The sequence below is a fragment of the Burkholderia pyrrocinia genome (assembly GCF_022809715.1).
Classification (GTDB): Bacteria; Pseudomonadota; Gammaproteobacteria; order Burkholderiales; family Burkholderiaceae; genus Burkholderia; species Burkholderia pyrrocinia_C.
In genome coordinates this window covers 1,277,034-1,301,093 of record NZ_CP094459.1, presented here as the reverse complement: position 1 = coordinate 1,301,093, position 24,060 = coordinate 1,277,034, and the positions used below count along the sequence as shown (strand labels likewise).

Genomic DNA, 24,060 nt, shown 5'->3' with positions numbered 1-24,060 from the left:
ATTAAAGATTATGGTTATCAGATATTTGTGCGACGAACGATATAAAGCCCATTCGCGGGCTTTTTTGCGTCGCCAAAGCCGTGCGCGACCGATTCGGATTTGCTTCGGCTCAGAAACCGGCGCAGCTCGCAGCAAACGGCACGACAACCTGAAAGCCGCCGATGCGCACATTGCGCACCGGCGCCTCCGTTTCAGAACGACGCGTCAAACATGCAACGCGTGCCCCAGCGCACGCAATGCCGCTTCCTGCAGCGCTTCGCCCAGCGTCGGATGCGCATGGATCGTGCCGCCGATGTCTTCCAGCCGCGCGCCCATCTCCAGCGACTGCGAGAACGCCGCAGCCAGCTCCGACACGCCGCGCCCGACGGCCTGCCAGCCGACGATCAGGTGGTTGTCGCGCCGCGCGACGACGCGAACGAAACCTTCGGTTGCCTGCAGCGTCATCGCGCGCCCGTTCGCCGCGAACGGAAACGACGCGCTCAGACAATCGACGCCGGCCGCGCGGGCGTCGTCCGGCGACCAGCCGGCCGTCACGATCTCGGGATCCGTGAAGCACACGGCCGGGATCGATGCCGGCATGAACTTGCGGCGCCGGCCGGCAATCAGCTCGGCGACCACCTCACCCTGCGCCATCGCGCGATGCGCGAGCATCGGCTCGCCGGCGACGTCGCCGATCGCCCACACGTTGCGCATCGACGTCCGGCATTCGTCGTCGATCCACAGCGCCCGGCCGTTGCGATCGAGCGGCAGCGCTTCGAGCCCGAAGCCGTCGACGCGCGGCCGGCGGCCGACCGCGACCAGCACGCGATCGGCCGGCAGCGTCCGTTCCGCGCCATCGGCCGCCTGCACACGCACCGCGCCGTCCTGCGCGAGCCCGAGCACCTTGTGGCCGAGGCACAGCCCGACGCCGAGCCGCGCGAGCGAATCGGCAACCGGCCTCGCGAGCTCGGCATCGTACGCAGGCAACACGCGCTCCGCCGCTTCGACGACGCTGACGTCGACACCAAGCTTGCGATAGACGATCCCGAGTTCGAGCCCGATATACCCGGCCCCGACGATGACCAGCCGCTTCGGCAACGTCGTGGGCGACAGCGCCTCGGTGGACGACACGACGCGCCCGCCGAACGGCATCGACGGCAGTTCGACCGGTTCGGAACCGGTCGCGAGCAACAGGTGCTCGCAACCGATCCGCGCCGTGTGGCCGCCGGCGACGACGTCGACAGTCTTGCCGTCGACCACGCGCGCTTCGCCGTGCAGCACGCGCACGCCGTTCTTCTTGAGCAGCGCGCCGACGCCGCGCGTCAGCCGGTCGACGATGCCGTCCTTCCACGCGACGCTTTGCGCGATGTCGATCTCGGGCGTGCGCACGCGGATTCCGAGCGCCCCTTCGCCGGCCTGACCGCACGCCTGTTCGAACGCATCGGCCACGTGGATCAGCGCCTTCGATGGAATGCAGCCGATGTTCAGGCACGTGCCGCCGAGCCGGTCGCGCTCGACCAGCACGGTCGGAATGCCGAGCTGGCCGGCGCGGATCGCGGCGACATAGCCGCCCGGGCCGCCGCCGATCACGAGCAGCGTGGTGTGTTCGTTTTTCATCGGCGTCACTCCACGAACAGCAGTGCCGGGCGTTCGAGCACCCCGCGCACGGCCTGGATGAACTCGGCCGCGTCCGCGCCGTCGACGACGCGATGGTCGAACGACGACGACAGGTTCATCATCTTGCGCGCGACGACCGCGCCGTCGCGAATCATCGGTCGCTCGACGATCCGGTTCACGCCGACGATGCCGACTTCGGGATGATTGATGACCGGTGTCGACACGATGCCGCCGAGCGCGCCGAGGCTCGAGATCGTGATCGTCGAGCCGCTCAACTCGTCGCGCTGCGCGCGGTTCGCGCGCACCGCATCGGCGAGCCGCGCGATTTCGGCGGAGATCGACCATACGTCGCGCGCTTCCGCATGACGCAGTACGGGCACCGTGAGGCCCGCATCCGTCTGCGTCGCAACACCCATGTGCACCGCGCCGTAGCGCGTGACGACGCCCGCTTCGTCGTCGAAGCGCGCGTTGATCTGCGGGAAGTCGCGCAGCGCGATCACCATCGCGCGGATCAGCAGCGGCAGCGGCGTGAGCCGGCCGCGCGTATCGCCGTAGCGGCGGTTCAGGTCCGCGCGCAACGATTCGAGCTCGGTGACGTCGATTTCCTCGACATAGCTGAAGTGCGGAATGCGGCGCTTCGCTTCCTGCATCTTGCGCGCGATCGCGCGCCGCAGGCCGATCACCGGCACTTCGGTTTCGTCGTTGCGTTCTTCGTAGCCGTGCGCTTGCGACGCACGCGCCGCACCGCCGCTCGTCTTCGCATACGCATCGAGGTCCGCGTGCAGGATCCGCCCGGCTTCACCCGTGCCGCGCACATAGCGCAGCTCGATGCCCATGTCCCATGCGCGCTGACGCACGGCCGGCGACGCGAGCGGCCGTTCGCCCGGCGCGAGCGCCGCGCGCGGCTGCGCCGCATGCTCGGCACGTTCCGCACGACGCGGCTCCGCGGGGGCGCGGTTCGCCGCACGATCCGGCGCCGCAGCGGCCGCAGGCGCTGCCGCCGGCGCGTCGGCCACCGGCACCGGCTTTGCCGCCGCTACCGTCTGAACCGGCGCCGCTTCCGCATTCGCCTGCGCTTCGCGCGCCGGCGCACCCGCCTTCAGGTTGCCATCGCCTTCAACTTCGAGCCGAATCAACTCGCTGCCGACCGCCATCATCTCGCCGATCCGGCCGCCAAGTTCCAGCACCTTGCCCGACACCGGCGACGGAATCTCGACCGCCGCCTTGTCGGTCATCACGTCGGCGAGCGGCTGGTCTTCCGTGATCGTCTGTCCGACTTCCACATGCCAGGCCACCAGCTCGACCTCGGCGATCCCTTCGCCGATATCCGGCATCTTGATGACATGAATCCCCATTTCACGCCTCCATCACGCGTCGCAACGCTTCGCCGACCCGGGCCGGGCCCGGAAAGTACGCCCATTCCTGCGCATGCGGATACGGCGTGTCCCAGCCCGTCGTGCGCTCGACCGGCGCCTCGAGGTGGTAGAAGCAATGTTCCTGGACCAGCGACACCAGTTCCGCGCCGTAGCCGCAGGTGCGCGTCGCCTCGTGCACCACGACGCAGCGCCCGGTCTTGCGCACCGACGCGACGACCGTGTCGAGGTCGAGCGGCCACAGCGTGCGCAGGTCGATCACCTCCGCGTCGATGCCCGTTTCCTCGGCCGCGGCGAGCGACACGTGCACCGTCGTGCCGTACGTCAGCACCGTCACGTCGTTGCCGGGCCGCACCACGGCGGCCGTATCGAGCGGCACCGTGTAGTAGCCCTCGGGCACCGCGCTCGCCGGGTGCTTGAGCCACGACGTGACGGGCCGTTCGTGATGGCCGTCGAACGGCCCGTTGTACAGCCGTTTCGGCTCGAGGAAGATCACCGGATCGTCGTTCTCGATCGACGCGATCAGCAGCCCTTTCGCGTCGTACGGATTCGACGGCATCACCGTGCGCAGCCCGCACACCTGCGTGAACATCGCCTCCGGGCTCTGGCTGTGCGTCTGGCCGCCGTAGATACCGCCGCCGCACGGCATCCGGATCGTCATCGGCGCGGTGAACTGGCCGGCCGAGCGATAGCGCAGCCGAGCGCCTTCCGACACGATCTGGTCGGATGCCGGGTAGAAATAGTCGGCGAACTGGATCTCGCACACCGGGCGCAGCCCGTATGCGCCCATCCCCACCGCCACGCCGACGATCCCGCCTTCCGAGATCGGCGCATCGAACACGCGCGACTTGCCGTATTTGTTCTGCAGTCCTTCGGTGCAGCGGAACACGCCGCCGAAATAACCGACGTCCTGCCCGAACACGACCACGTCGCCGTCGCGCCCGAGCATCACGTCCATCGCCGAGCGCAGCGCCTGGATCATCGTCATCGGCTGCGTCGCCGTGCCTGTCTCGAGTTGCGCCATGGTCATGCTCCCAGTTCCTGGCGCTGACGGCGCAGATGCGCGGGCAGCTCCTTGTACACGTCGTCGAACATCGAGGCCGGCGACGGAATCCGGTCGTCGGCCAGCGACCCGTATTTCTCCGCTTCCTTCTGCGCGGCGATCACCTCGGCCTCGAGCTCGGCCGTCAGCGCGTCGTGCGCGCTGTCCGACCAGATGCCCTTGACGATCAGGTGGCGCTTGAAGCGGGCGATCGGATCGCCGAGCGGGAAATGCGACCAGTCGTCGCTCGGCCGGTACTTGGTCGGGTCGTCCGACGTCGAATGCGCGCCCGCGCGGTAGGTCACCCACTCGATCAGCGTCGGGCCGAGATTGCGGCGCGCGCGTTCGGCAGCCCAGCTCGACGCCGCGTAGATCGCGAGGAAGTCGTTGCCGTCGACGCGCAGCGACGCGATCCCGCAGCCGACGCCGCGCCCCGCGAACGTCGTGCCTTCGCCGCCCGCGATCGCCTGGAACGTCGAGATCGCCCACTGGTTGTTGACGACGTTCAGCACGACCGGCGCGCGGTACACGTGCGCGAACGTGAGCGCGGTGTGGAAGTCGGCTTCGGCCGTCGCGCCGTCGCCAATCCATGCGGACGCGATCTTCGTGTCGCCCTTGATCGCCGACGCCATCCCCCAGCCGACCGCCTGGATGAACTGCGTCGCGAGATTGCCGGAGATCGAGAAAAAGCCCGCGTCGCGGTCCGAGTACATCACGGGGAGCTGGCGCCCTTTGAGCGGGTCGCCTTCGTTCGACATGAGCTGGCAGATCATTCGCTCGAGCGGCACGTCGCGCGCGATCAGGATGCTCTGCTGCCGGTAGGTGGGGAAGCACATGTCGCCGTCGCGCAGCGCCATCGCGTGCGCGGTGCCGATCGCCTCTTCGCCGAGACTCAGCATGTAGAACGAGATTTTCTTCTGGCGCTGCGCGATCATCATGCGCGCGTCGAAAATGCGGGTCTTGAGCATCGCGCGCAGCCCGGCGATCAGGCGCGCATCGTCGAGGTCCGGCGCCCACGGGCCGAGGGCCTTGCCGCTGTCGTCGAGCACGCGCACGAGGCTGCGGGCGAGATTGGCGGTGTCCGCCGGGGCAACGTCGATCGGCGGCCGGCGGACCGCGCCGGCCGGCGATAGATGCAGATAGGAAAAGTCCGTCTTGCAGCCCGGGCGCCCGGTGGGCTCCGGCACATGCAGACGCAATGGCTCTGACAGGCTCATCGTGTCGTCTCCACGCTCGATTGTGTCTCACGCTGATAGGCGCGCGCGGCCGGTTGCCGGCCTGCGCGCGGGCTGGCGCGCGGATAAGCGCGCCAACCTTGGAAATCTATGCAATGCCGCGCCGGCCGTCGATGACCAACCCGCTCGATCGCGGTGAGCATATTTGCCATGATAGGCGCGGGATGGCGGGATGGTATGCCTGTCGCAGGTGGCGGTCGCGCGCGCTTGTGTCGGTTGCATGGTCATCGCATCCGATGCAACGCCGCAGAAACAAAAAACCCGCGAGCGTTCGATCTCTCGCGGGTTTTCGGGCCTTCATGGAATCGCGTGGAAGCGATCGTGGTGCCGGGGACCGGACTTGAACCGGCAAGCCAATCAAGGCGGCGGATTTTCGTCACACTGCTTCTTTCGAAGCCGGCGTCGCGAGCGCGATGCCGTTCGTGCGCTGGACTATGCCTTCGCCGTCGCGCGCGGGCGTGACCGCTGCCCGTGCGCCTTAGGCGCCCCCCGTCTAGTCTCTACACCTTCCTCGCGGGAGCCGCGAGGCTTGGCTCGGCGTTGCCTCGATGCGCGCATCAGGGGTTTCGCCGAATTTGAAGGGTTCTGCACCGACCGTTTCCGGCCGGGCACTCAATCGTTTAAGTCCGCTATGTTTACCAATTTCATCACCCCGGCAAGAGGGCGGACGCGATTCTACCATTGCTTGCGCATGCGTTCCCTTATTCGGGCGACATGCGTTGGGACGCGTCGTACGTGCGCACTCCATCGCCACTCGACGCACCATCGCATCGCACGCCTTCATCCAGTGTAATCGGCGCCGATACGACACCGCCCGCGATTTCGTCCCGCGCCGCAACATCCGCCGATACAATCGAGTCCGCCTTGTCCGACGGCCCCAAACCGTCTGACGTTTGTATCGCGCCTGTTGCGAAACAAGCGTCGCGCAAGTCATCGCGAAGTCACAAACGTTTTCGATAATCCCCCCTGCCGAAAACGTTTACATCGCGCTACTTCATGACCTCGACCATCAAGGACGTTGCTGCCCTCGCGGGCTTCTCGATCGCCACCGTTTCGCGTGCGATCAACGCACCGCATACCGTCAGCCCCGCCACGCTGCAGACGATCCGCACCGCGATCGACACGCTGCAGTTCCGCCCGAGCCCGCTCGGCCGGCAACTGCGCGGCGAACGCACGCGGCTCGTCGGCGTCGTCGTGCCGACGCTGTCGAACCCGGTGTTCGCCGATTGCCTGCAAGGCATCGACGAACTCGCGACGGCGGCCGGCTTCAAGCTGATCCTGATGACGACCGAGTACGACGCGGCGCGCGAGCGTCACGCAATCGAGACGCTGCGCGAGCAGCGCGTCGAAGGGCTGATCCTGACCGTCGCCGACGCGGACACGCACCCGCTGCTCGACATGCTCGACCGCGACGGCCCGCATTACGTGCTGATGCACAACGACACGCAGCGCCGCCCGTCGGTGTCGGTCGACAACCGCCGCGCCGCCTATGACGGCGTGCGGCTGCTGACCGCGCGCGGCCACCGCCGCGTGCTGATGCTGGCCGGTTCGCTCGCCGCATCGGATCGTGCGCGCCAGCGCCATCTCGGTTATGCGCAGGCGCTCGAGGAAAGCGGCGTCGCCACGCTGCCGCCGGTCGAAGTCGACTTCAACGCGCCCGAACTGCCCGACGCGGTGCTCGCGCATCTGACCTCGCGCGCCACGCGCCCGACCGCGCTCTTCTGCAGCAACGACCTGCTCGCGATGGTCGTGATGCGCGGCCTGCGCCGCGCGGGCTTCTCGATCCCGGACGACCTGTCGGTGCTCGGCTTCGACGGGATCGCGATCGGCGAACTGCTCGCACCGCCGCTCGCGAGCGTCGCGACGCCGAACCGCGACATCGGCCGCCACGCATGGCAGCGTCTCGTCGAATGCATCGGCGGCGCAACGATCGAACGCACGTCGCTGATCCTGCCGCACGCGGTGCGCGACGGCGCGACGGTCGCGCCGCCGGCCACCGACCTGCAATTGCGCAAGGCCTGAACGCACCGGCGTGCGACCACGCACGCCGACCACCACCCCACCCCAGCGCCACACACTCGCCCGGAGACCCACCGTGTCCTTTCGCCTGACCTCGCTGCTGCGCGCACTCGCCGCGCCGCTCGCCTGCGCCGCACTTTTCGCCGGCGCACCCGCCGCCCAAGCCGACGAAACGGCGATCTGCTACAACTGCCCGCCCGAATGGGCCGACTGGGCCGCGCAGATCGCGGCGATCAAGCAGAAGACCGGCATCCGCGTGCCGTTCGACAACAAGAACTCGGGCCAGTCGATCGCGCAGCTGATCGCCGAGCAGAAGAGCCCGGTCGCCGACGTCGTCTACCTCGGCGTGTCGTCTGCATTCCAGGCGAAGGACAAGGGCGTGATCGCGCCGTACAAGCCGGCGCACTGGAACGACATTCCCGCGAACCTGAAGGACCCGCAAGGCTACTGGTTCGCGATCCACTCGGGCACGCTCGGCTTCTTCGTGAACAAGGACGCGCTCGACGGCAAGCCGGTGCCGCGCTCGTGGGCCGATCTGCTGAAACCCGAATACAAGGGCATGGTCGGTTATCTCGATCCGTCCAGCGCATTCGTCGGCTACGCGGGCGCGGTGGCCGTCAACCAGGCGCTCGGCGGCAGCCTCGACAACTTCAAGCCGGCGCTCGACTGGTTCCGCAAGCTGAAGGCGAACGCGCCGATCGTGCCGAAGCAGACCGCGTATGCGCGCGTGCTGTCCGGCGAGATTCCGATCCTGCTCGATTACGACTTCGACGCGTATCGCGCGAAATACAAGGACAACGCGAACGTCGAGTTCGTGATTCCGAAGGAAGGCACGATCGCGGTGCCGTACGTGATGAGCCTCGTGAAGGGCGCGCCGCATGACGCGAACGGCAGGAAGGTGCTCGACTTCGTGCTGTCGGACGAAGGCCAGAAGCTGTGGGCCAACGCGTACCTGCGCCCGGTGCGCGCACAGGCGCTCGGCGCCGATGTCGCGTCGAAGTTCCTGCCGGCGAGCGAGTATGCGCGTGCGAAGCCGGTCGACTTCGGCAAGATGGCGGCCGGCCAGCAGGCGTTCGGCCAGCAGTATCTGCAGGTGATGCAGTAAGCCGCCGGACACAACCGATGCTCGACCTGACTTTCCCGCTGCGCTGGCGCGTCGCGCTCGTCGCGCCGGCGCTCGCGATGTTCGCCGCGTTCTGGCTGCTGCCGATGGCGGCGCTCGTGCAGGTGTCCGCCGACGGCGCGTTCTTCTCGCAGTATGCGGCGCTGCTCGGCAATGCACGCTACATGAAGAGCCTCGGCGAGACCGTCGCGCTGTCCGCGGGCGTCACGCTCGCGACGCTCGCGCTGTCGACGATCTCCGGCCTGCTGCTCGCGCGCCGCGAATTCGCCGGCAAGCGCGTGCTGCTCGCGCTGCTCACGTTCCCGCTCGCGTTTCCGGGCGTCGTCGTCGGCTTCATGGTGATCATGCTCGCCGGGCGCCAGGGGCTGATCGGCATGCTGTCCGCGAAGCTCACCGGCGACAAATGGGTGTTTGCGTATTCGGTCGCGGGCCTGTTCGTCGGCTACCTGTACTTCTCGATTCCGCGCGTGATCGTCACCGTGATCGCGGCCGCGTCGAAGCTCGACGCGTCGCTCGAGGAAGCCGCGCGCTCGCTCGGCGCGTCGCCGTGGCGCATCTTCGTCGACATCGTGCTGCCCGCGCTTGCGCCCGGCCTGATCGCGGCCGGCGCGATCTGCTTCGCGACCGCGATGGGTGCGTTCGGTACCGCGTTCACGTTGGCCACCGACCTGAACGTGCTGCCGATGACGATCTATACCGAGTTCACGCTGAACGCGAACATCGCGACGGCGGCCGGCCTGTCGATCGTGCTCGGCATCGTCACCTGGGCCGTGCTCGCGCTCGCGCGCCGCTTCACCGGCCACACCGCCGCCGCCGCGGCCTGAGGATTCCTGCATGCAATCGCTTTCCGGCTCTTCCGCGCCGTCTCCGGCGCCCGCTCCCGCTTCCGTTCCCGCGCAGGCGAACGGCGTCGCGCGCCGCGCGCCGCGCGTCACGGGCGCGCGTGCGATCGCCGCGCTGCAATGGGGCGTCACGCTGCTGTTGTGCGCGTTCCTGATCGTGCCCGTCGTGATGTCGGTGCTCGCTGGCCTGACCGTCAACTATTTCCGCGGACTGTCGAGCGGCCTCACGCTGCGCTGGCTCGAACAGGTGTGGCAGCAGTATCACGGCTCGGTCGCGCTGTCGCTCTATGTCGCGTTCGCGACGCTCGCGATCGTGCTCGCGGTCGGCGTGCCAGCCGGCTATGCGCTCGCGCGCAGCAAGAGCCGCATCTCGCGCGCGATCGAGGAAGCGCTCGTGCTGCCGGTCGCGCTGCCCGGCCTCGCGTCGGCGCTCGCGCTGCTGGTCGTGTACGGCGGCTTCACCGCGTTCCGGATGAGCCTGTGGTTCATCGTCGTCGGCCACGTCGTGTTCACGCTGCCGTTCATGGTGCGCGCGGTCGCGGCCGTCGCGGCCGGCGCCGACCTGCGCACGCTCGAGGAAGGCGCGGCCAGCCTCGGTGCGTCGTTCGTCACGCGCTTCGTCACGATCGTGCTGCCGAACCTGCGCCCCGGCATCGTCGCGGGCGCGCTCGCGGTGCTCACGCTGTCGATCGGCGAATTCAACCTCACGTGGATGCTGCATACGCCCGACACCAAGACGCTGCCCGTCGGGCTCGCCGATACCTATGCATCGCTGCGCCTCGAAGTCGGCAGCGCATACACGATCCTGTTCCTGCTGATGACGCTGCCGCTCCTCGTCGCGATGCAATGGCTCGGTGTCGATCCGTCCGGCACGCGTGCACTCAAGCGCCGCCCTCGTTGAACCAACTATGAAACTCGATTCCACTCCCATCACCCTGACCGGCTGCGCGAAGACGTTCCGCGGCACGCGCGTGCTCGAACCGCTCGACCTGTCGATCGGCGCGGGCGAAACGCTCGTGCTGCTCGGGCCGTCGGGCTGCGGCAAGACGACGACGCTGCGCCTGATCGCGGGCCTCGACACGCCGGACGCCGGCGGCACGATCGCGTTCGGCAACGACGACGTGACCGCACTGCCGATCGAGCGCCGGCAGGTCGGCATGGTGTTCCAGAACTACGCGCTGTTTCCGAACCTGACGGTGCGCGGCAACGTCGGCTACGGGCTCAAGATCCGCAAGACCGAGCCGCGCGCGCTGCGCGAACGCGTCGACGAACTGCTCGCGATGATGCGGCTCGACGCGCACGCGGACAAGCCGATCGATCAGCTGTCGGGCGGCCAGCGCCAGCGCGTCGCGCTGGCGCGCGCGCTCGCGGTGCGGCCGCGCGTGCTGCTGCTCGACGAACCGCTGACGGCACTCGACGCGAAACTGCGCGACGTGCTGCGTCGCGAGATGAATGCGCTGCTGCGCGAGCTCGGCGTGACGACGGTCTACGTGACGCACGACCAGGCCGAAGCGATGGAGCTCGGCGACCGGATCGTCGTGATGGGCGCGGGCCGCATCGAACAGATCGGCACGCCGCGCGACATCTACTACCGGCCGGCCAATCGTACGGTTGCGCAGTTCATCGGCACGCTGAACCGGCTTGGCGGACAATGGCGCGATGGCGCGCTCGTGACGACGGGCGGCGCGATCGTCACGCCGCATGCCGCCGACGAGTGGTTCTTCCGCCCCGAGGATGCACAGCTCGCCGATCCCGCGCATGCGCCGCTGCGCGGCACGGTCGGTGCATGCGCGTTCCTCGGCGAGCGCACGCGGCTCACGATCGAGCACGCGGCGCCCGACGCGCTCGTGATCGACGTGCCGGGCCGCATCGCGCTCGCGCACGGCACCGCGGTCGGCATTACGATTGCACCGGAAGGACTGATCGCGCTCGGCGCGTAATGCGCTTCGAATGCACCACGGATGCACGCCCCACCGCGGCGCATGACGCCGCACCCACAATAACCAGACGATTCCGAGAACCGACGATGCTGCTAGCTCAAATCAGCGATCTCCACATCAAGCGGCCGGGCCAGCTCGCGTACCGGCGCGTCGACACGGCGGCCGCGCTCGCGCGCTGCATCGCGAAGCTGAACGCGCTCGTGCCGCGCCCCGACGCCGTGCTCGTCACCGGCGACCTGACCGACTTCGGCCACGACGACGAATACGCCAACCTGCGCGCCCTGCTCGCGCCGCTCGAGATTCCGTACTACCTGATGATCGGCAATCACGACGACCGCGCCGGGCTGCGCCGCGCGTTCGCCGATCGCGCCGAACTGCAGGACGGCGAATTCGTACAGTACGCACTCGACGTCGGCGCGGTGCGCGTGCTCGCGCTCGATTCGCAGGTGCCCGGCGCGAGCCACGGCGACCTGTGCGACGCACGGCTCAAATGGCTCGCCGCGCAGCTCGACGCCGCACGCGATCGCCCGGTGATCGTCGCGCTGCATCACCCGCCGTTCGTGTCGGGGATCGGCCATATGGACGCACTGCGCCTCGCGCCCGCCGCCGCCGCGCAACTCGACGCACTGCTGCGTGCTTATCCGAACGTCGAACGCGTGCTGTGCGGCCACGTGCACCGCACGATGTTTACGCGTTTCGGCGGCACGCTCGCGTCGGCCGTGCCGGCGCCCGCGCACCAGGTCGCGTTCGACCTGCGGGCCGATGCGCCATCCGCGTTCCGGCTCGAACCGTCGGCGTTCGCGGTGCATCGTTATGCGCCGGATACGGGGATGACGTCGCACCACGTGTATGTGGACGAAGGCGCCGGGCCTTATCCGTTCTATGAGCCGACGGGGGAACTGGTCGACTGACCGCGTGAAGGACGTGCGATAACGGGCGTCCGGTTGTGCCGGTTGTGCCGGTTGTGCCGGTTGTGCCGGTTGTGCCGGTTGTGCCGGTTGTGCCGGTTCGCCGGTTCGCCGGTTCGCCGGTTCGCCGCGCCCGGCAGGATTCACGGTGCTCCGGTATGATCGGCAGCCTCGGCTGGCGCCCGGCCCGCCTGCGCACCCGACGCGTGCGCCGCGCGCCGCGCCGCCCAACTTCGCCCGCGCAGCCATGTCCACCGCCTCCACCGACCGTCCGACCGACGCCGCCTCGCCCCACTACTCGCGCAGCCTGCTGTTGCTGCTCGCGACGATCGCGGGCGTGTCCGTCGCGAACATCTACTACAACCAGCCGCTGCTCGACAGCTTCCGCTCGGCCTTTCCCGACGGCGCGTCGTGGATCGGCGCGGTGCCGACCGCGACCCAGCTCGGCTATGCGGCCGGGATGTTCCTGCTCGCGCCGCTCGGCGACCGTTTCGATCGCCGCCGGCTGATCCTGATGCAGATCGTCGGCCTGTCGGTCGCGCTGATCGTGGCGGCCGCCGCGCCGTCGCTGGCCGTGCTCGCCGTCGCGAGCCTCGCGATCGGCGTGCTCGCGACCATCGCGCAACAGGCCGTGCCGTTCGCGGCCGAGATCGCGCCGCCCGCCGAACGCGGGCACGCGGTCGGCACCGTGATGAGCGGCCTGCTGCTCGGCATCCTGCTCGCGCGCACGGCCGCCGGCTTCGTCGCCGAGTATTTCGGCTGGCGCGCGGTGTTCGGCGCGTCGGTTGCGGCGCTCATCGCGCTGGCCGCCGTGATCGTGCTGCGGCTGCCGCGCAGCTCGCCGACGTCGACGCTGCCGTACGGCAAGCTGCTCGGCTCGATGTGGCATCTGGCGGTCGAACTGCGCGGGCTGCGCGAGGCGTCGCTGACGGGCGCCGCGCTGTTCGCGGCGTTCAGCGCGTTCTGGCCCGTGCTCACGCTCTTGCTCGCCGGCGCGCCGTTCCATCTCGGCCCGCAGGCGGCCGGCCTGTTCGGGATCGTCGGCGCGGCAGGCGCGCTTGCGGCGCCCTACGCGGGCCGCTTCGCGGACACGCGCGGCCCGCGCACGATCATCTCGCTCGCGATCGCGCTGCTCGCGCTGTCGTTCGTGATCTTCGCGCTGTCGGGCTCGAGCCTCGTCGGGCTCGTGATCGGCGTGATCGTGCTGGACGTCGGCGTGCAGGCCGCGCAGATCTCGAACCAGTCGCGCATCTATGCGCTGAAGCCCGAGGCGCGCAGCCGCGTCAACACGGTGTTCATGGTGTGCTATTTCATCGGCGGCGCGCTCGGCTCGTCGGCCGGCGTCGCCGCATGGCACGCGTTCGGCTGGACCGGCATGTGTGCAGCCGGGCTGCTGTTCACCGCGCTCGCGGGCTGGTCCCACCATCGCGGCGGCCGGCGCGGCTGAGCACGACCGGCGGCGCCGGCATCACGCGTCGGCGCGCGGTGCCGCCGGTTCGCCCGCGGCCGGCGGTGCGAACGCCTGCGCCGGATCCATGACCACCGTCGGATCCATCACGGCAGCCGGCGTCGGTACCGCCAGCGGGACAGCGGAAGGTGCCAGGATGGGCGCCGCTTCCGGCAGCGCGATCTGATCGGGTGCGGACGCAACGTCCGCCGTCGACGCGGCCGCCGCGACCGGCGAACCGGCAGCCGCCGCGCGTGCCGCGGGCCGGCGCGCCGGATCGAACACGAACGACAGCCCGACGCTGCCGAGGATCGCGACGGTCGCGACCACGGTCGCCATCGTCACCGGTTCGCCAAGCAGCAGCGCACCGAGCGCGACCGCGACGATCGGGTTCACGTACATGCAGCTGCTCGCGATGATCGGGCTCGTGTGGCGGATCAGATAGCCGTACGCGACATACGCGGCCATCGTGCAGAACACCATCAGGTACAGAAACGCGAACACGGGCCCGACGGCCAGCTGCTCGACGCGTTCGCCGAGCAGCCAGGCGACGAGCGTCGACATCAGCCCGCCGAGGCCGATCTGCAGCGACGTGGACAAAAACAGGTCGGACGGCAGCTTGAGCCGCGTCGCGAGATGCGCGCCGCCCGCCCAGAACAGCGCGCCGGCCAGCACGCAGATCGTGCCGAGCGCCGAGTTCGCGGCTGCCGCGCCGCCCGAATTCAGCACGACGATGCCGACCATCCCGAGCGCGACGGCCGCCCACTCGCCCTTCGTCACCGGCCGCCCGGCCACCGCCGCGATCACGGTCGCGAACAGCGGCACCGTGGCCACCATCACCGCGGCCGAGCCGCTGCTGACCGTGCGCATCCCGAGCGCGATCGTGCCCGACGACAGCGCGACGAGCATCGTGCCGACGATCGCCGAGTTGCGGATCTCCAGCAGAGTCGGCCATTCGGGCTTGCGCCGCAGCGCGAAGATGAACAGGCCGATCCCGCCGAGCAGGTTGCGCAACCCCGACAGCAGCAGCGGCGGGAACGACTGCAGCGCGAAATGCAGGCCGCTGTAGGTCGAACCCCAGACGAAATAGATGAACACGAGCGCCAGCGCGACGCGGCCGCCGCGGCTTTGCGGCAGGCGGATCCGGAACGAAAGGCGGGAGAAGAAATCGAGGAGGCGATCGAGCGGGGTCATCGTGCAGCCCGCCCGCACGTCGCGTTGCGTGCTCCGCTGAAAGACGCCGGCAATGCCGGCAAACGGTCCTGGCGGGACCGGGAAGGCAGAGCAAACATGCGGAACGACATGGCAGTGCGAACGGCGACGAAAGAGAACCGGCAAGCGGCGGCAAAGGGGCAAAAAAAAACGCGCGCAACCGTTTCGGCTGCGCACGCTCGGGATTATGGCATCAAGGATTCGAAAGCATCGTCAGACCTGTCTGAAAGGATAAGGACTGACGTTTCGGCGCGACAATTCTCGGCCGGCAGGTGGGCGGTTGAAATCCGGGGCCGGATGCGCGATGCGCGCACATTGCCGGCGTCGGTGCCGGTACCACACGCAATTCGTAGCAATCCGTAACGGTCGAACCAGACATCGGCCGAACAGCCAATCATGCGTGCCGGCCTTCGATTCACGCTTATCGTGACGGTCGGCATACCCTCCTCGCGCCGTCCGCAGCCTCCGTTCGAAACCCGCACCATCGATACAAAATTTTGTATAATTCAACCATTCTTCCGCCGAAGCCGGTCGTGTTCGTCGGCCGCGCGCTCGACGATCTTCGCGACTTTCCGCTGCCCGCGCGGCGTGACGCCGGCCACCAGATCGACCAGGTGCAGCGCGGCCTGGCGCCCGACGACCGGAAGCCGATGCGCACCGTCGGCGTCGGCGTGCGGGAAATTCGCCTGCGCGATGCGAGCGGCGCGTTCCGGATCGTCTATGTCGCGACCTTCGCCGATGCCGTCTACGTGCTTCACTGCTTCCGGAAGCAATCGGCACGTACGAACAAAACCGATATCGACCTGGCCGCCCGGCGTTATCGCACGCTGATGATGGAGTTGAAACGATGACCAATGAACGTTACACGAACGTCTGGGACGCAATCGAGGGCCAGCCGGCCGAGGCCGAGAACATGAAGCTGCGCTCCGAACTGATGATCGCGCTCAAGCAGCGCATCGCACAGCTCGAACTCAATCAGGCCCAGGCTGCGCAACGGCTGGGCGTCACGCAGCCGCGCGTCTCCGATCTGCTGCGCGGCAAGATCAACCTGTTCGGGCTCGACGCGCTCGTGAACATGGCCGCGGCAGTCGGCCTGCGCGTCGATCTCCAGGTGCGCGCATCCGCATGACGCATGACGCGCGATGCGTCGCGGCACGCGCATGCGCTTCCGAGCGATGCGCCGCTCACGATCCGCCGAACCAGTTGTATCCCTGATCGACCCAGTAGCCGCCCGGAAACGTATCGGTCACGAAGATTTCCATGATGTGCTTCGGGTTCTTGTAGCCGAGCTTGGTCGGCATCCGCAGCTTCATCGGAAAACCGAATTCCGGCGGCAGCCGGCGGCCGTCGTAGTCGAACGCGAGCAGCGTCTGCGGATGCAGCGCGGTCGGCATGTCGATGCTCTCGTAGTAGTCGTCCGCGCACTTGAAGCCGACGTATTTCGCGCGCGTGTCGGCGCCGGCACGCGCGAGGAACGCGCCGAACGGCGTGCCGCCCCAGCGGCCGATCGCACTCCACCCTTCCACGCAGATATGCCGCGTGATCTGCTCCGCGTGCGGCAGCGCATACAGCTCGTCGAGCGTCCACACGCGCTTGCCCGTCACGCGGCCGGACAGCACGAGCCGATACGTCGACGCATCGACGTGCGGCACGTCGTCGATCCCGTAGTACGCGTTGAACGGGAACGGCCGCGTGATGTCGGCTTCGGTGTAGGTCGGCGCGAGCCGGTCGCCGCTGAACAGCCAGGCCTGCACGCGATCGTTCATGCGCGACACTTTCTCGAGGAACGTGTTGACCGACGCATCGTCCTGCAGCGTGCAGCCGGTCAGCATCGTCAGCCCGCCGAGCGTCAGCACGCGCCGGTTGAAAAGCCGCCGCGACGGCATCTCGAGCTCGCGGCGCACGTCGAGTTCGAGCGAATTCCGGTCGAGGGTCCAGCGCGGCTGGCCGCGCCTGTTTTCGGATTCCGACATGATGATTTCCTTCGCCCGCGGCTCGCGGGTCAGCGGCCGCGCAGCATCGCGAGCAGCGAGCGCGGCACCAGCAGCGCCATTGCGACGTGTACGACAAAAAATGCGACGAGCAGCGACATCGCCCAGAAATGCACGACGCGCGCGTTGTCGTAACCGCCGAACAACTCGCGCAGCAGCGGAAACTGCACGGATTTCCAGATCGCGAGCCCCGACAGCACCAGCACGACGAGATCGACGATCGCGGTCAGGTACGCCGCGCGCTGTACCGCGTTGTAGACGCTCAGGTCGGCGTGCGACAGCCGCCCGCCGAGCGCGGCGCGTACGTCGCGCCACACGGACGCCGGCGTGACGGGCAGCATCTTGCGCACCAGGCGTCCGGTCGCAAGCGACATCGCGAGGTAGAACAGCCCGTTGCCGACGAGCAGCCACATCGCCGCGAAATGCCATTGCAGCGCGCCGCCGAGCCAGCCGCCGATCGTGATGCCGTGAGGAAACGTGAACGGCGGATAGATCGGCGACGCGTCGTAGATGCGCCAGCCGGACAGCACCATCAGCACGGCCGCGAGCGCGTTGAGCCAGTGGCTCGCGCGCACCCACAGCGGATGGATCGGGCGCGCGGGCGGCGTGGCGGCCGCGCGCCCTGTGGCGGGAACGGTTTGCATGATGAAAACTCCCGGAATGAGGCGACAGAGCGCGAGACGGGGCCGAAGACCGGCCACGCAACGCATGCGCTGACGTGCGGCGTGGCGCGTGCCGCGCGTCGGCCGGCACCGCGGCCGTCCCGGCACGCAGCAACGACACGCGCGTCGCCCGCGCTCCGTCCGTTTCCGTCAGTTCGACGGGGCCATCTTGTCGTCCGACTTCGGCTTGCTCATCGAGTCGTGCGACATCGCGTCCTTCTTCATCGCGTCCTTCTTCATCGCGTGCTTCTTCATGGCGTCCTTCTTCATCGCGCCGTCCTTGGCCATCGCGTCGTGGCCCATCGCGTCCTTCGACATCGACGAACCCTCCTTCGACATCGCGTCGTTCTGCGCATACGCACCCGTTGCGACCATGGCGAAACCGGCGACACAGGCTGCGATCAGTACTTTTTTCATGACATCTCTCCGAAACATGGGTTTGAGGAGCCGAATAGACGGACGACGTCACGGGAAATGACAGCCGATCTGAAAATATTTTTTTGTGCCGGCCGGACAGCCCGCCATGCTGCATCGCTCATCCGCCGCCGACCGAGCTGCCGGACCGAACGACAACCGAGCGTGTTGCGGCGCACCCGCCTGCCATGCAGCCCGCCACAGCGCGACTGCACCGGGATAATCACTGTACGCCCGGTTGAAACCGCCGCAAAGCCGGTGTATCGTGTGCCCTTGCTAACGCGGGGGTCCTGCAATGCGTTCGGTCAAACAACCGGCATTGCGGGTGAGAAATACCCTTTGAACCTGATCTGGATAATGCCAGCGCAGGGAAGCGTACGGATTCCGCCGCCATCCTTCTGACGAATCCGCCGCCTCACCAAGCCTCGTCTCCTGCTTAGCTCGAGCCCCACATTCGTCAAGGGCTCCGGGCAAGCGCCGCAGCGCCTGCCCGGCGCTCACACAGGAGATTGCATGAACGCCAATCCGAAGTTTCTGTCCGCCGACGCCCACGTCGATGCCGCTGCCGTCGCGCCGCTGCCGAATTCGCGGAAAGTCTATGTGACCGGCTCGCAGCCCGACATCCGCGTGCCGATGCGCGAAATCACGCAGGCCGACACACCGACCGGCTTCGGCGGCGAAAAGAATCCGCCGATCTACGTGTACGACACGTCGGGCCCCTACACCGATCCGGAAGCCAAGATCGACATCCGCGCGGGCCTGCCCGCGCTGCGCCAGCGCTGGATCGAAGCGCGCGGCGACACCGAAGTGCTCCCCGGCCTGTCGAGCCGATACGGCCTCGAGCGCGCGGCCGATCCGGCCACCGCCGACCTGCGTTTCCCGGGCCTGCACCGCAACCCGCGCCGCGCGCAGGCCGGCAGGAACGTCACGCAGATGCACTACGCGCGTCAGGGCATCATCACGCCGGAAATGGAATACATCGCGATCCGCGAGAACCAGCGTCGCGCCGAATACATCGAGAGCCTGAAGTCGAGCGGCCCGAACGGCGCGAAGCTCGCCGCGATGATGGGCCGCCAGCATCCGGGCCAGGCGTTCGGCGCTGCCGCGTTCGGCGCGAATGCGCTCGCCGAGATCACGCCCGAGTTCGTGCGCGACGAAATCGCGCGCGGCCGCGCGATCATCCCCGCGAACATCAACCACCCGGAATCGGAGCCGATGATCATCGGCCGCAACTTCCTCGTGAAGATCAACGCGAACATCGGCAACTCGGCCGTCACGTCGTCGATCGGCGAGGAAGTCGACAAGATGACGTGGGCGATCCGCTGGGGCGGCGACACGGTGATGGACCTGTCGACCGGCAAGCACATCCATGAAACGCGCGAGTGGATCATCCGCAACAGCCCGGTGCCGATCGGCACGGTGCCGATCTACCAGGCACTCGAAAAGGTCAACGGCAAGGCCGAGGACCTGACCTGGGAAATCTTCCGCGACACGCTGATCGAACAGGCCGAGCAAGGCGTCGACTACTTCACGATCCACGCGGGCGTGCGCCTGCAGTACGTGCCGCTCACCGCGAACCGGATGACCGGCATCGTGTCGCGCGGCGGCTCGATCATGGCGAAGTGGTGCCTCGCGCATCACAAGGAAAGCTTCCTGTACGAACACTTCGAAGAGATCTGCGAGATCATGAAGGCGTACGACGTGAGCTTCTCGCTCGGCGACGGCCTGCGTCCCGGCTCGATCTACGACGCGAACGACGAGGCTCAGCTCGGCGAGCTGAAGACGCTCGGCGAACTCACGCAGATCGCGTGGAAGCACGACGTGCAGGTGATGATCGAAGGCCCCGGCCACGTGCCGATGCAACTGATCAAGGAGAACATGGATCTCCAGCTCGACTGGTGCAAGGAAGCGCCGTTCTACACGCTCGGGCCGCTCACCACCGACATCGCACCGGGCTACGACCACATCACGTCGGGCATCGGCGCCGCGATGATCGGCTGGTTCGGCACCGCGATGCTGTGCTACGTGACGCCGAAGGAGCACCTCGGCCTGCCGAACAAGGACGACGTGAAGGAAGGCATCATCACGTACAAGCTCGCCGCGCACGCCGCCGACCTCGCGAAGGGCCACCCGGGCGCGCAGGTGCGCGACAACGCGCTGTCGAAGGCGCGCTTCGAGTTCCGCTGGGAAGACCAGTTCAACATCGGTCTCGATCCGGACAAGGCGCGCGAATTCCACGACGAAACGCTGCCGAAGGATTCGGCGAAGGTCGCGCACTTCTGCTCGATGTGCGGCCCGCACTTCTGCTCGATGAAGATCACGCAGGACGTGCGCGAATTTGCGGCGCAGCAGGGCGTGTCGGAAACCGAAGCGCTGAAGAAGGGGATGGAAGTGAAGGCGGTCGAGTTCGTCAAGACCGGCGCCGAGATCTATCACCGTCAATAAGCGAACGAGCGAACGCGGCGATCCGCACCTGACATGCATCGCGATGCACGAAGCCCGCTTTCGAGCGGGCTTTTTTACGCATGTCGCGTGGCCTGCGCATGTCGCATGCCTGCCGGCGCACGGGGAAACAAATGATTACGAAACCGCGCGAGGCTTAACAAGTCCTTACAGCAGCGGCGCGGGACGGCGCGTAGATTGGAAACATGCGTGGCCGCCCGCCGGTCGCGCGCCTTCCGTTCACAACCACAGGACAACGATCATGAAATCGATTCGGCGTATTGGGGTATGTGCGCTCCTCGTCGCGACGGTGACAAGCCTGTCGGCCTGCGATTCGATGACGAGACGCCAGCGCGACACGGCAATCGGTGCGGGTGTCGGCGGCGTCGCCGGCGCGGCGATCGGCGGCAACGCGCTGTCGACGCTGGGCGGCGCGGCGGCTGGCGGCATCATCGGCAACCAGATCGGCAAGTAAAACGGCTGGACGCGGTCTGCCAGACGCGGCGCAACATTTCAATCAAGCGGCGTTTCCGCGGTGCGGAAGCGCCGTTTTCGCATGCGGCGCCGCAACACGGGCAGCAGCGGGCCGGAAATGATCCGTTACCGTTTTGCACACCGTGTCATCGGCGCGCGGCCTAAGCTTAAGCATCTGCCGATTGCCGGCTTCGCCGGAGAAACATCATGAACAGGACCCTCGTCGCCGCGGCGCTCGCCTGCACGACGCTCGCCGGCTGCTACTACCCGTACGGCTATTATCCTGGCGGCTATTACACGGCGGCACCGGTGCAGCCGGCGCCCGTGTACGTCGATCCGGGCCCCGCCTACTACTATCCGGCGCCTGCGTATGCGCCGGCGTGGGGCGGCTATTGGGGACCGGCGGTGTCGCTCAATTTCGGCTTCGGCGGACGCGGCGGCTGGCGCCATCACTGATCGGGCAACGCCGCCGGCAGCCGGCAGTCCCGCGGCTGCTTCCGGCGGCATTTCCCGTTTCTTGCCATTTCATCGAATCGTGAAACGACGGCGTGGTAACGCAGTGTAAGATTCACCGCATCCCGTCCCTCGCCCTCACGCTCGATGTCACCCAAGAACGCCATTCTGCTGACCGTGCTCGCTGCCCTGTGGGGCGCTTCGTTCCTGTTCATCCGGATCGGCGTGATCGATTTCGGCGTCGCGCCGCTGATGGCACTGCGCGTGGGCATCGGTGCGCTGTTTCTCACCGGCTTTGCGCTGACGCGCTTCAAACCCGCCGATCTCGGCGCGCGGCTGCGCCGTCATGCATGGCCATTGTTCGTCGTCGGCGCGCTGAACTCGGGCATACCGTTCTGCCTGTTCGCGTTCGCCGAACTGACGCTGTCGGCCGGCCTGACGTCGGTGATCAACGCGACGACGCCGCTGTGGGGCGCGCTCGTGGCCTACCTGTGGCTGAAGGACAAACTGTCGCTGCCGCGCGCGCTCGGCCTCGTGATCGGTTTTGCCGGCGTGATCACGCTCGTATGGAACCAGATCGCGAATGCGCACGGCGACACGGGCGCCGGCACGACGGCGCTTGCCGCCGCCGCGGCGCTCGGCGCGACGCTGCTGTACGGCATCGCGGCCAATTACACGAAGCGCAAGCTCGGCGGCGTCGACCCGCTCGTCAACGCGACCGGCAGCATGATCGGCTCGACCGTCCTGCTGCTGCCGTTCGCGATCGCCACCTGGCCGGCCGCGTCGGTCGGCGCGCACGCATGGGGCGCCGTGCTCGGCCTCGGCATCGCATGCACGGGCATCGCGTATTTCATCTTCTTCTACCTGATCGCGCATGTCGGCCCCGCCCGCGCGATTACCGTGACGTTCGTGATCCCGGTGTTCGGCCTGCTGTGGGGCGCGCTGTTCCTCGACGAACACGTGTCGGCCGTGATGATCGAAGGCTGCGCGATCGTGCTCGTCGGCACCGCGCTCGCGACCGGCGTGATCAAGCGGATTCCCGGTCTGGGGCCGCGTAGCGGCGAAGCGACCTGAGAATCAGGGCGCGCGCGCTGCCGGCCGTCGTGCGGTGACTGCCGGCGGCCGAGCGCAACCGGTTCCCCCGGCGCGCCGGCATTCATCCGACGGCGCGCCCGCCCGCGCGCGGGGCTGCCCGTCGCGGGTTTTCCCGCGCCGCCACGCACACCATGCGGCCGCGACGCACGGGTCATGCCATCGCACCATGCCACCGGATTGTCATGTGCTTGCGCGGCGCCCTTCGCTTCGTGGCGGTGATGCACCGCGCGCACTCGGGCGGCGCCGGTCATCGCTGCGCGCCGCCATGGCCGCGGCCGCGTACCGCGTGCGTGTGGAGTTTCCCTGATACGCGCGGCGCCGCATTCCCGTTACACTCGGAACACTCATCCGCAGAAGGCGGTCACGATGCCCCACGTTCTTTCGCGTCCGCCTGCGCATGCGACTGCTTCAGTGTGGCAGCGCACTGCCGCCCCGCCGCTCGCCCCCGGGCACCGTTGACATGAAGCCCGCCCACGACCTGTCGCTCGATTCCCTGCTCGAACGCCTCACGCTGACGCCCGGCGGCTGGCTCGCCACCTATCGCACCACGACGCTGCGCAGCGTATTCCAGCCCGTGCTGTCGATCACGCACAAGCGCGTGGTCGGCTACGAGGCGCTGCTGCGCGTCGTCGACGCGAACGGCGCGCTGGTCTCGCCCACCGCCCTCTTCGACAAGACGCGCGCCGACGCCGATGCGCTGCTGCTCGACCGGCTCGCGCGCTGCCTGCACACGGCCAATTTCGTCGCGCAGGGCATCGGCGACGGCTGGCTGTTCCTGAACGTGACGCCGCGCGTGCTCGACTCGGGCCTCGTGCAGCGCGAGTTCGTCGAGGCGCTGTGCCGGCATTTCGGGTTGCCGCCGAACCGCATCGTGCTGGAAGTCGTCGAACAGCCGTCGCGCGACGAAGCCGCGCTCGCCCGCACGATCGACATGATCCAGCATCGCGACTTCCTGATCGCGATCGACGATTTCGGCACGGGATTCTCGAATTTCGACCGCGTGTGGCGCGCGCGGCCCGACATCGTCAAGCTCGATCGCTCGCTCGTCGAGCGCTCGACCGGGTCGGCCGACGACCGCCGCATCATGCATCACCTCGTGTCGATGCTGCACCAGGCCGGCGCGATGGTGCTTGCCGAGGGCGTCGAAAGCGACGACGCGCTGCAGGCGCTGATGGAAGCCGACATCGATTTCGTGCAGGGCTTCCAGTTCGGCCAGCCCGACACATCGATCGCGCACGCGAGCGCGGCCGCGCCCGCGATGCTCGACGCCGCGTGGAAGCGCTTCATCGCGCGCCGGCACACGCCGGCCATCGCCGAGCAGCCGGGCTTCGACGCGATCGAGCGGCTCGTGCTCACGGGCGCAGCCGCGTTTTCCGCGAGCGGCAACCTGCAGGATGCCGCGCAACGCGTGTTCGCGGTGCCGGCCGCGCGCCGCGTGTTCGTCACCGACGAGATCGGCGAGCAGTTCCTGCCGTCGATCGGCGCGCCCCCCGACGACGGCCAGGCGAGCGCCACCCGCCTGTCGCCGCTGTTCCCGGAAACCCACAGCAACTGGTCGCGCCGCCCGTACTTCCAGCGCGCGATCGCCGCGCCCGGGCGCGTCGCGCTGATGGGCCCGCACTTCTCGCTGACGGAAGGCCGCGACTGCTACACGGCCGCCGTCGCGATCCGCGCGCAGAGCCGGCTCGTCGTGTTCTGCGTCGACTTCGTGCTCGACAGCGCGGGAACCGTGATGCGCTAGCCGGCCGGCGCGGCGGCGGGCGTTCGCCCGCGATGCCCCGTCGAGCATGCG

22 protein-coding genes and 1 riboswitch are annotated in these 24,060 nt (G+C 68.1%); of the genes, 14 read left to right on the top strand and 8 right to left on the bottom strand.

Features of this window, described 5'->3' with window-relative positions:
* Positions 1-204 precede the first annotated feature (204 nt).
* From lpdA to MRS60_RS06145, 4 genes are read right to left on the bottom strand one after another with little or no spacing between them, the layout of a single operon-like run.
* On the bottom strand, positions 205-1,596 hold the full coding sequence (gene lpdA / locus MRS60_RS06160) for a dihydrolipoyl dehydrogenase (protein WP_243565391.1): 1,392 nt from the start codon (positions 1,594-1,596) through the stop codon (positions 205-207).
* A gap of 5 nt (positions 1,597-1,601) precedes the next feature.
* Positions 1,602-2,951, bottom strand: a complete 1,350-nt coding sequence (locus tag MRS60_RS06155; RefSeq protein ID WP_243565390.1) for a dihydrolipoamide acetyltransferase family protein — start codon at positions 2,949-2,951, stop codon at positions 1,602-1,604.
* 1 nt (position 2,952) lies between these two features.
* The gene (locus tag MRS60_RS06150) at positions 2,953-3,999 is read right to left on the bottom strand and encodes an alpha-ketoacid dehydrogenase subunit beta (RefSeq protein WP_371286988.1); all 1,047 of its coding nucleotides are present in this window, start codon (positions 3,997-3,999) and stop codon (positions 2,953-2,955) included.
* A complete protein-coding gene (locus MRS60_RS06145; RefSeq protein WP_131946833.1) occupies positions 3,996-5,228 on the bottom strand; it encodes a 3-methyl-2-oxobutanoate dehydrogenase (2-methylpropanoyl-transferring) subunit alpha in 1,233 nt (410 codons plus the stop codon). The genes MRS60_RS06150 and MRS60_RS06145 overlap by 4 nt, the downstream gene beginning before the upstream one ends.
* 1,014 nt (positions 5,229-6,242) lie before the next feature.
* Between MRS60_RS06145 and MRS60_RS06140 the strand changes: the two genes are divergently transcribed.
* The 7 genes from MRS60_RS06140 to MRS60_RS06110 all read left to right on the top strand — a co-directional run bounded on the left by MRS60_RS06140 (position 6,243) and on the right by MRS60_RS06110 (position 13,525).
* Positions 6,243-7,268 (top strand): LacI family DNA-binding transcriptional regulator, encoded by a 1,026-nt coding sequence (locus MRS60_RS06140; protein ID WP_243565389.1) that lies wholly within the window; start codon positions 6,243-6,245, stop codon positions 7,266-7,268.
* Positions 7,269-7,341: 73 nt separating this feature from the next.
* Entirely contained in the window at positions 7,342-8,370 is a 1,029-nt protein-coding gene (locus tag MRS60_RS06135; RefSeq protein ID WP_243565388.1) for an ABC transporter substrate-binding protein, read from the top strand.
* A 17-nt stretch (positions 8,371-8,387) separates the two neighbouring features.
* Positions 8,388-9,212 carry an ABC transporter permease gene (locus MRS60_RS06130; RefSeq protein ID WP_072435915.1) on the top strand — a complete coding sequence of 275 codons (825 nt, stop codon included), beginning with the start codon at positions 8,388-8,390 and terminating at the stop codon, positions 9,210-9,212.
* A 10-nt stretch (positions 9,213-9,222) separates the two neighbouring features.
* Positions 9,223-10,131, top strand: a complete 909-nt coding sequence (locus tag MRS60_RS06125; protein WP_034183189.1) for an ABC transporter permease — start codon at positions 9,223-9,225, stop codon at positions 10,129-10,131.
* A 7-nt stretch (positions 10,132-10,138) separates the two neighbouring features.
* Positions 10,139-11,170 carry an ABC transporter ATP-binding protein gene (locus MRS60_RS06120; RefSeq protein WP_152855269.1) on the top strand — a complete coding sequence of 344 codons (1,032 nt, stop codon included), beginning with the start codon at positions 10,139-10,141 and terminating at the stop codon, positions 11,168-11,170.
* 86 nt (positions 11,171-11,256) lie between these two features.
* On the top strand, positions 11,257-12,081 hold the full coding sequence (locus MRS60_RS06115; RefSeq protein ID WP_243565387.1) for a phosphodiesterase: 825 nt from the start codon (positions 11,257-11,259) through the stop codon (positions 12,079-12,081).
* Positions 12,082-12,325: 244 nt separating this feature from the next.
* Positions 12,326-13,525 (top strand): MFS transporter, encoded by a 1,200-nt coding sequence (locus MRS60_RS06110; protein ID WP_217588011.1) that lies wholly within the window; start codon positions 12,326-12,328, stop codon positions 13,523-13,525.
* 21 nt (positions 13,526-13,546) lie between these two features.
* Here the strand turns inward: MRS60_RS06110 and MRS60_RS06105 are convergent, their stop codons facing one another.
* The gene (locus tag MRS60_RS06105; RefSeq protein ID WP_175750060.1) at positions 13,547-14,719 is read right to left on the bottom strand and encodes an EamA family transporter; all 1,173 of its coding nucleotides are present in this window, start codon (positions 14,717-14,719) and stop codon (positions 13,547-13,549) included.
* 515 nt (positions 14,720-15,234) lie between these two features.
* Here MRS60_RS06105 and MRS60_RS06100 point away from each other — a divergent pair.
* Together MRS60_RS06100 and MRS60_RS06095 are read left to right on the top strand one after the other, a co-directional pair.
* Positions 15,235-15,588, top strand: a complete 354-nt coding sequence (locus MRS60_RS06100; RefSeq protein WP_243565386.1) for a type II toxin-antitoxin system RelE/ParE family toxin — start codon at positions 15,235-15,237, stop codon at positions 15,586-15,588.
* Positions 15,585-15,866, top strand: a complete 282-nt coding sequence (locus tag MRS60_RS06095; RefSeq protein ID WP_034183184.1) for a helix-turn-helix domain-containing protein — start codon at positions 15,585-15,587, stop codon at positions 15,864-15,866. The genes MRS60_RS06100 and MRS60_RS06095 overlap by 4 nt, the downstream gene beginning before the upstream one ends.
* A gap of 55 nt (positions 15,867-15,921) precedes the next feature.
* On the opposite strand, the gene MRS60_RS06090 is transcribed toward MRS60_RS06095, so the two are convergent.
* The 3 genes from MRS60_RS06090 to MRS60_RS06080 all read right to left on the bottom strand — a co-directional run bounded on the left by MRS60_RS06090 (position 15,922) and on the right by MRS60_RS06080 (position 17,807).
* Entirely contained in the window at positions 15,922-16,710 is a 789-nt protein-coding gene (locus MRS60_RS06090; RefSeq protein ID WP_243565385.1) for a molybdopterin-dependent oxidoreductase, read from the bottom strand.
* A 29-nt stretch (positions 16,711-16,739) separates the two neighbouring features.
* The gene (locus tag MRS60_RS06085) at positions 16,740-17,372 is read right to left on the bottom strand and encodes a cytochrome b/b6 domain-containing protein (protein WP_243565384.1); all 633 of its coding nucleotides are present in this window, start codon (positions 17,370-17,372) and stop codon (positions 16,740-16,742) included.
* A gap of 168 nt (positions 17,373-17,540) precedes the next feature.
* The gene (locus MRS60_RS06080; protein ID WP_243565383.1) at positions 17,541-17,807 is read right to left on the bottom strand and encodes a pentapeptide MXKDX repeat protein; all 267 of its coding nucleotides are present in this window, start codon (positions 17,805-17,807) and stop codon (positions 17,541-17,543) included.
* 270 nt (positions 17,808-18,077) lie between these two features.
* Positions 18,078-18,194, top strand: a riboswitch (TPP riboswitch).
* Positions 18,195-18,317: 123 nt separating this feature from the next.
* Here MRS60_RS06080 and thiC point away from each other — a divergent pair.
* The 5 genes from thiC to MRS60_RS06055 all read left to right on the top strand — a co-directional run bounded on the left by thiC (position 18,318) and on the right by MRS60_RS06055 (position 24,009).
* Complete coding sequence (thiC, locus tag MRS60_RS06075; protein ID WP_034183180.1) at positions 18,318-20,249, top strand: phosphomethylpyrimidine synthase ThiC; 1,932 nt, start codon at positions 18,318-18,320, stop codon at positions 20,247-20,249.
* Positions 20,250-20,508: 259 nt separating this feature from the next.
* Positions 20,509-20,721, top strand: a complete 213-nt coding sequence (locus MRS60_RS06070; RefSeq protein WP_034183179.1) for a glycine zipper 2TM domain-containing protein — start codon at positions 20,509-20,511, stop codon at positions 20,719-20,721.
* A gap of 206 nt (positions 20,722-20,927) precedes the next feature.
* Positions 20,928-21,176: a hypothetical protein gene (locus MRS60_RS06065; RefSeq protein WP_034183178.1), complete on the top strand. Its 249-nt coding sequence runs from the start codon at positions 20,928-20,930 to the stop codon at positions 21,174-21,176.
* A gap of 144 nt (positions 21,177-21,320) precedes the next feature.
* Positions 21,321-22,247 (top strand): DMT family transporter, encoded by a 927-nt coding sequence (locus MRS60_RS06060; RefSeq protein WP_243565382.1) that lies wholly within the window; start codon positions 21,321-21,323, stop codon positions 22,245-22,247.
* Positions 22,248-22,728: 481 nt separating this feature from the next.
* Entirely contained in the window at positions 22,729-24,009 is a 1,281-nt protein-coding gene (locus MRS60_RS06055; RefSeq protein WP_034183176.1) for a sensor domain-containing phosphodiesterase, read from the top strand.
* The last annotated feature ends 51 nt before the right edge of the window (positions 24,010-24,060 follow it).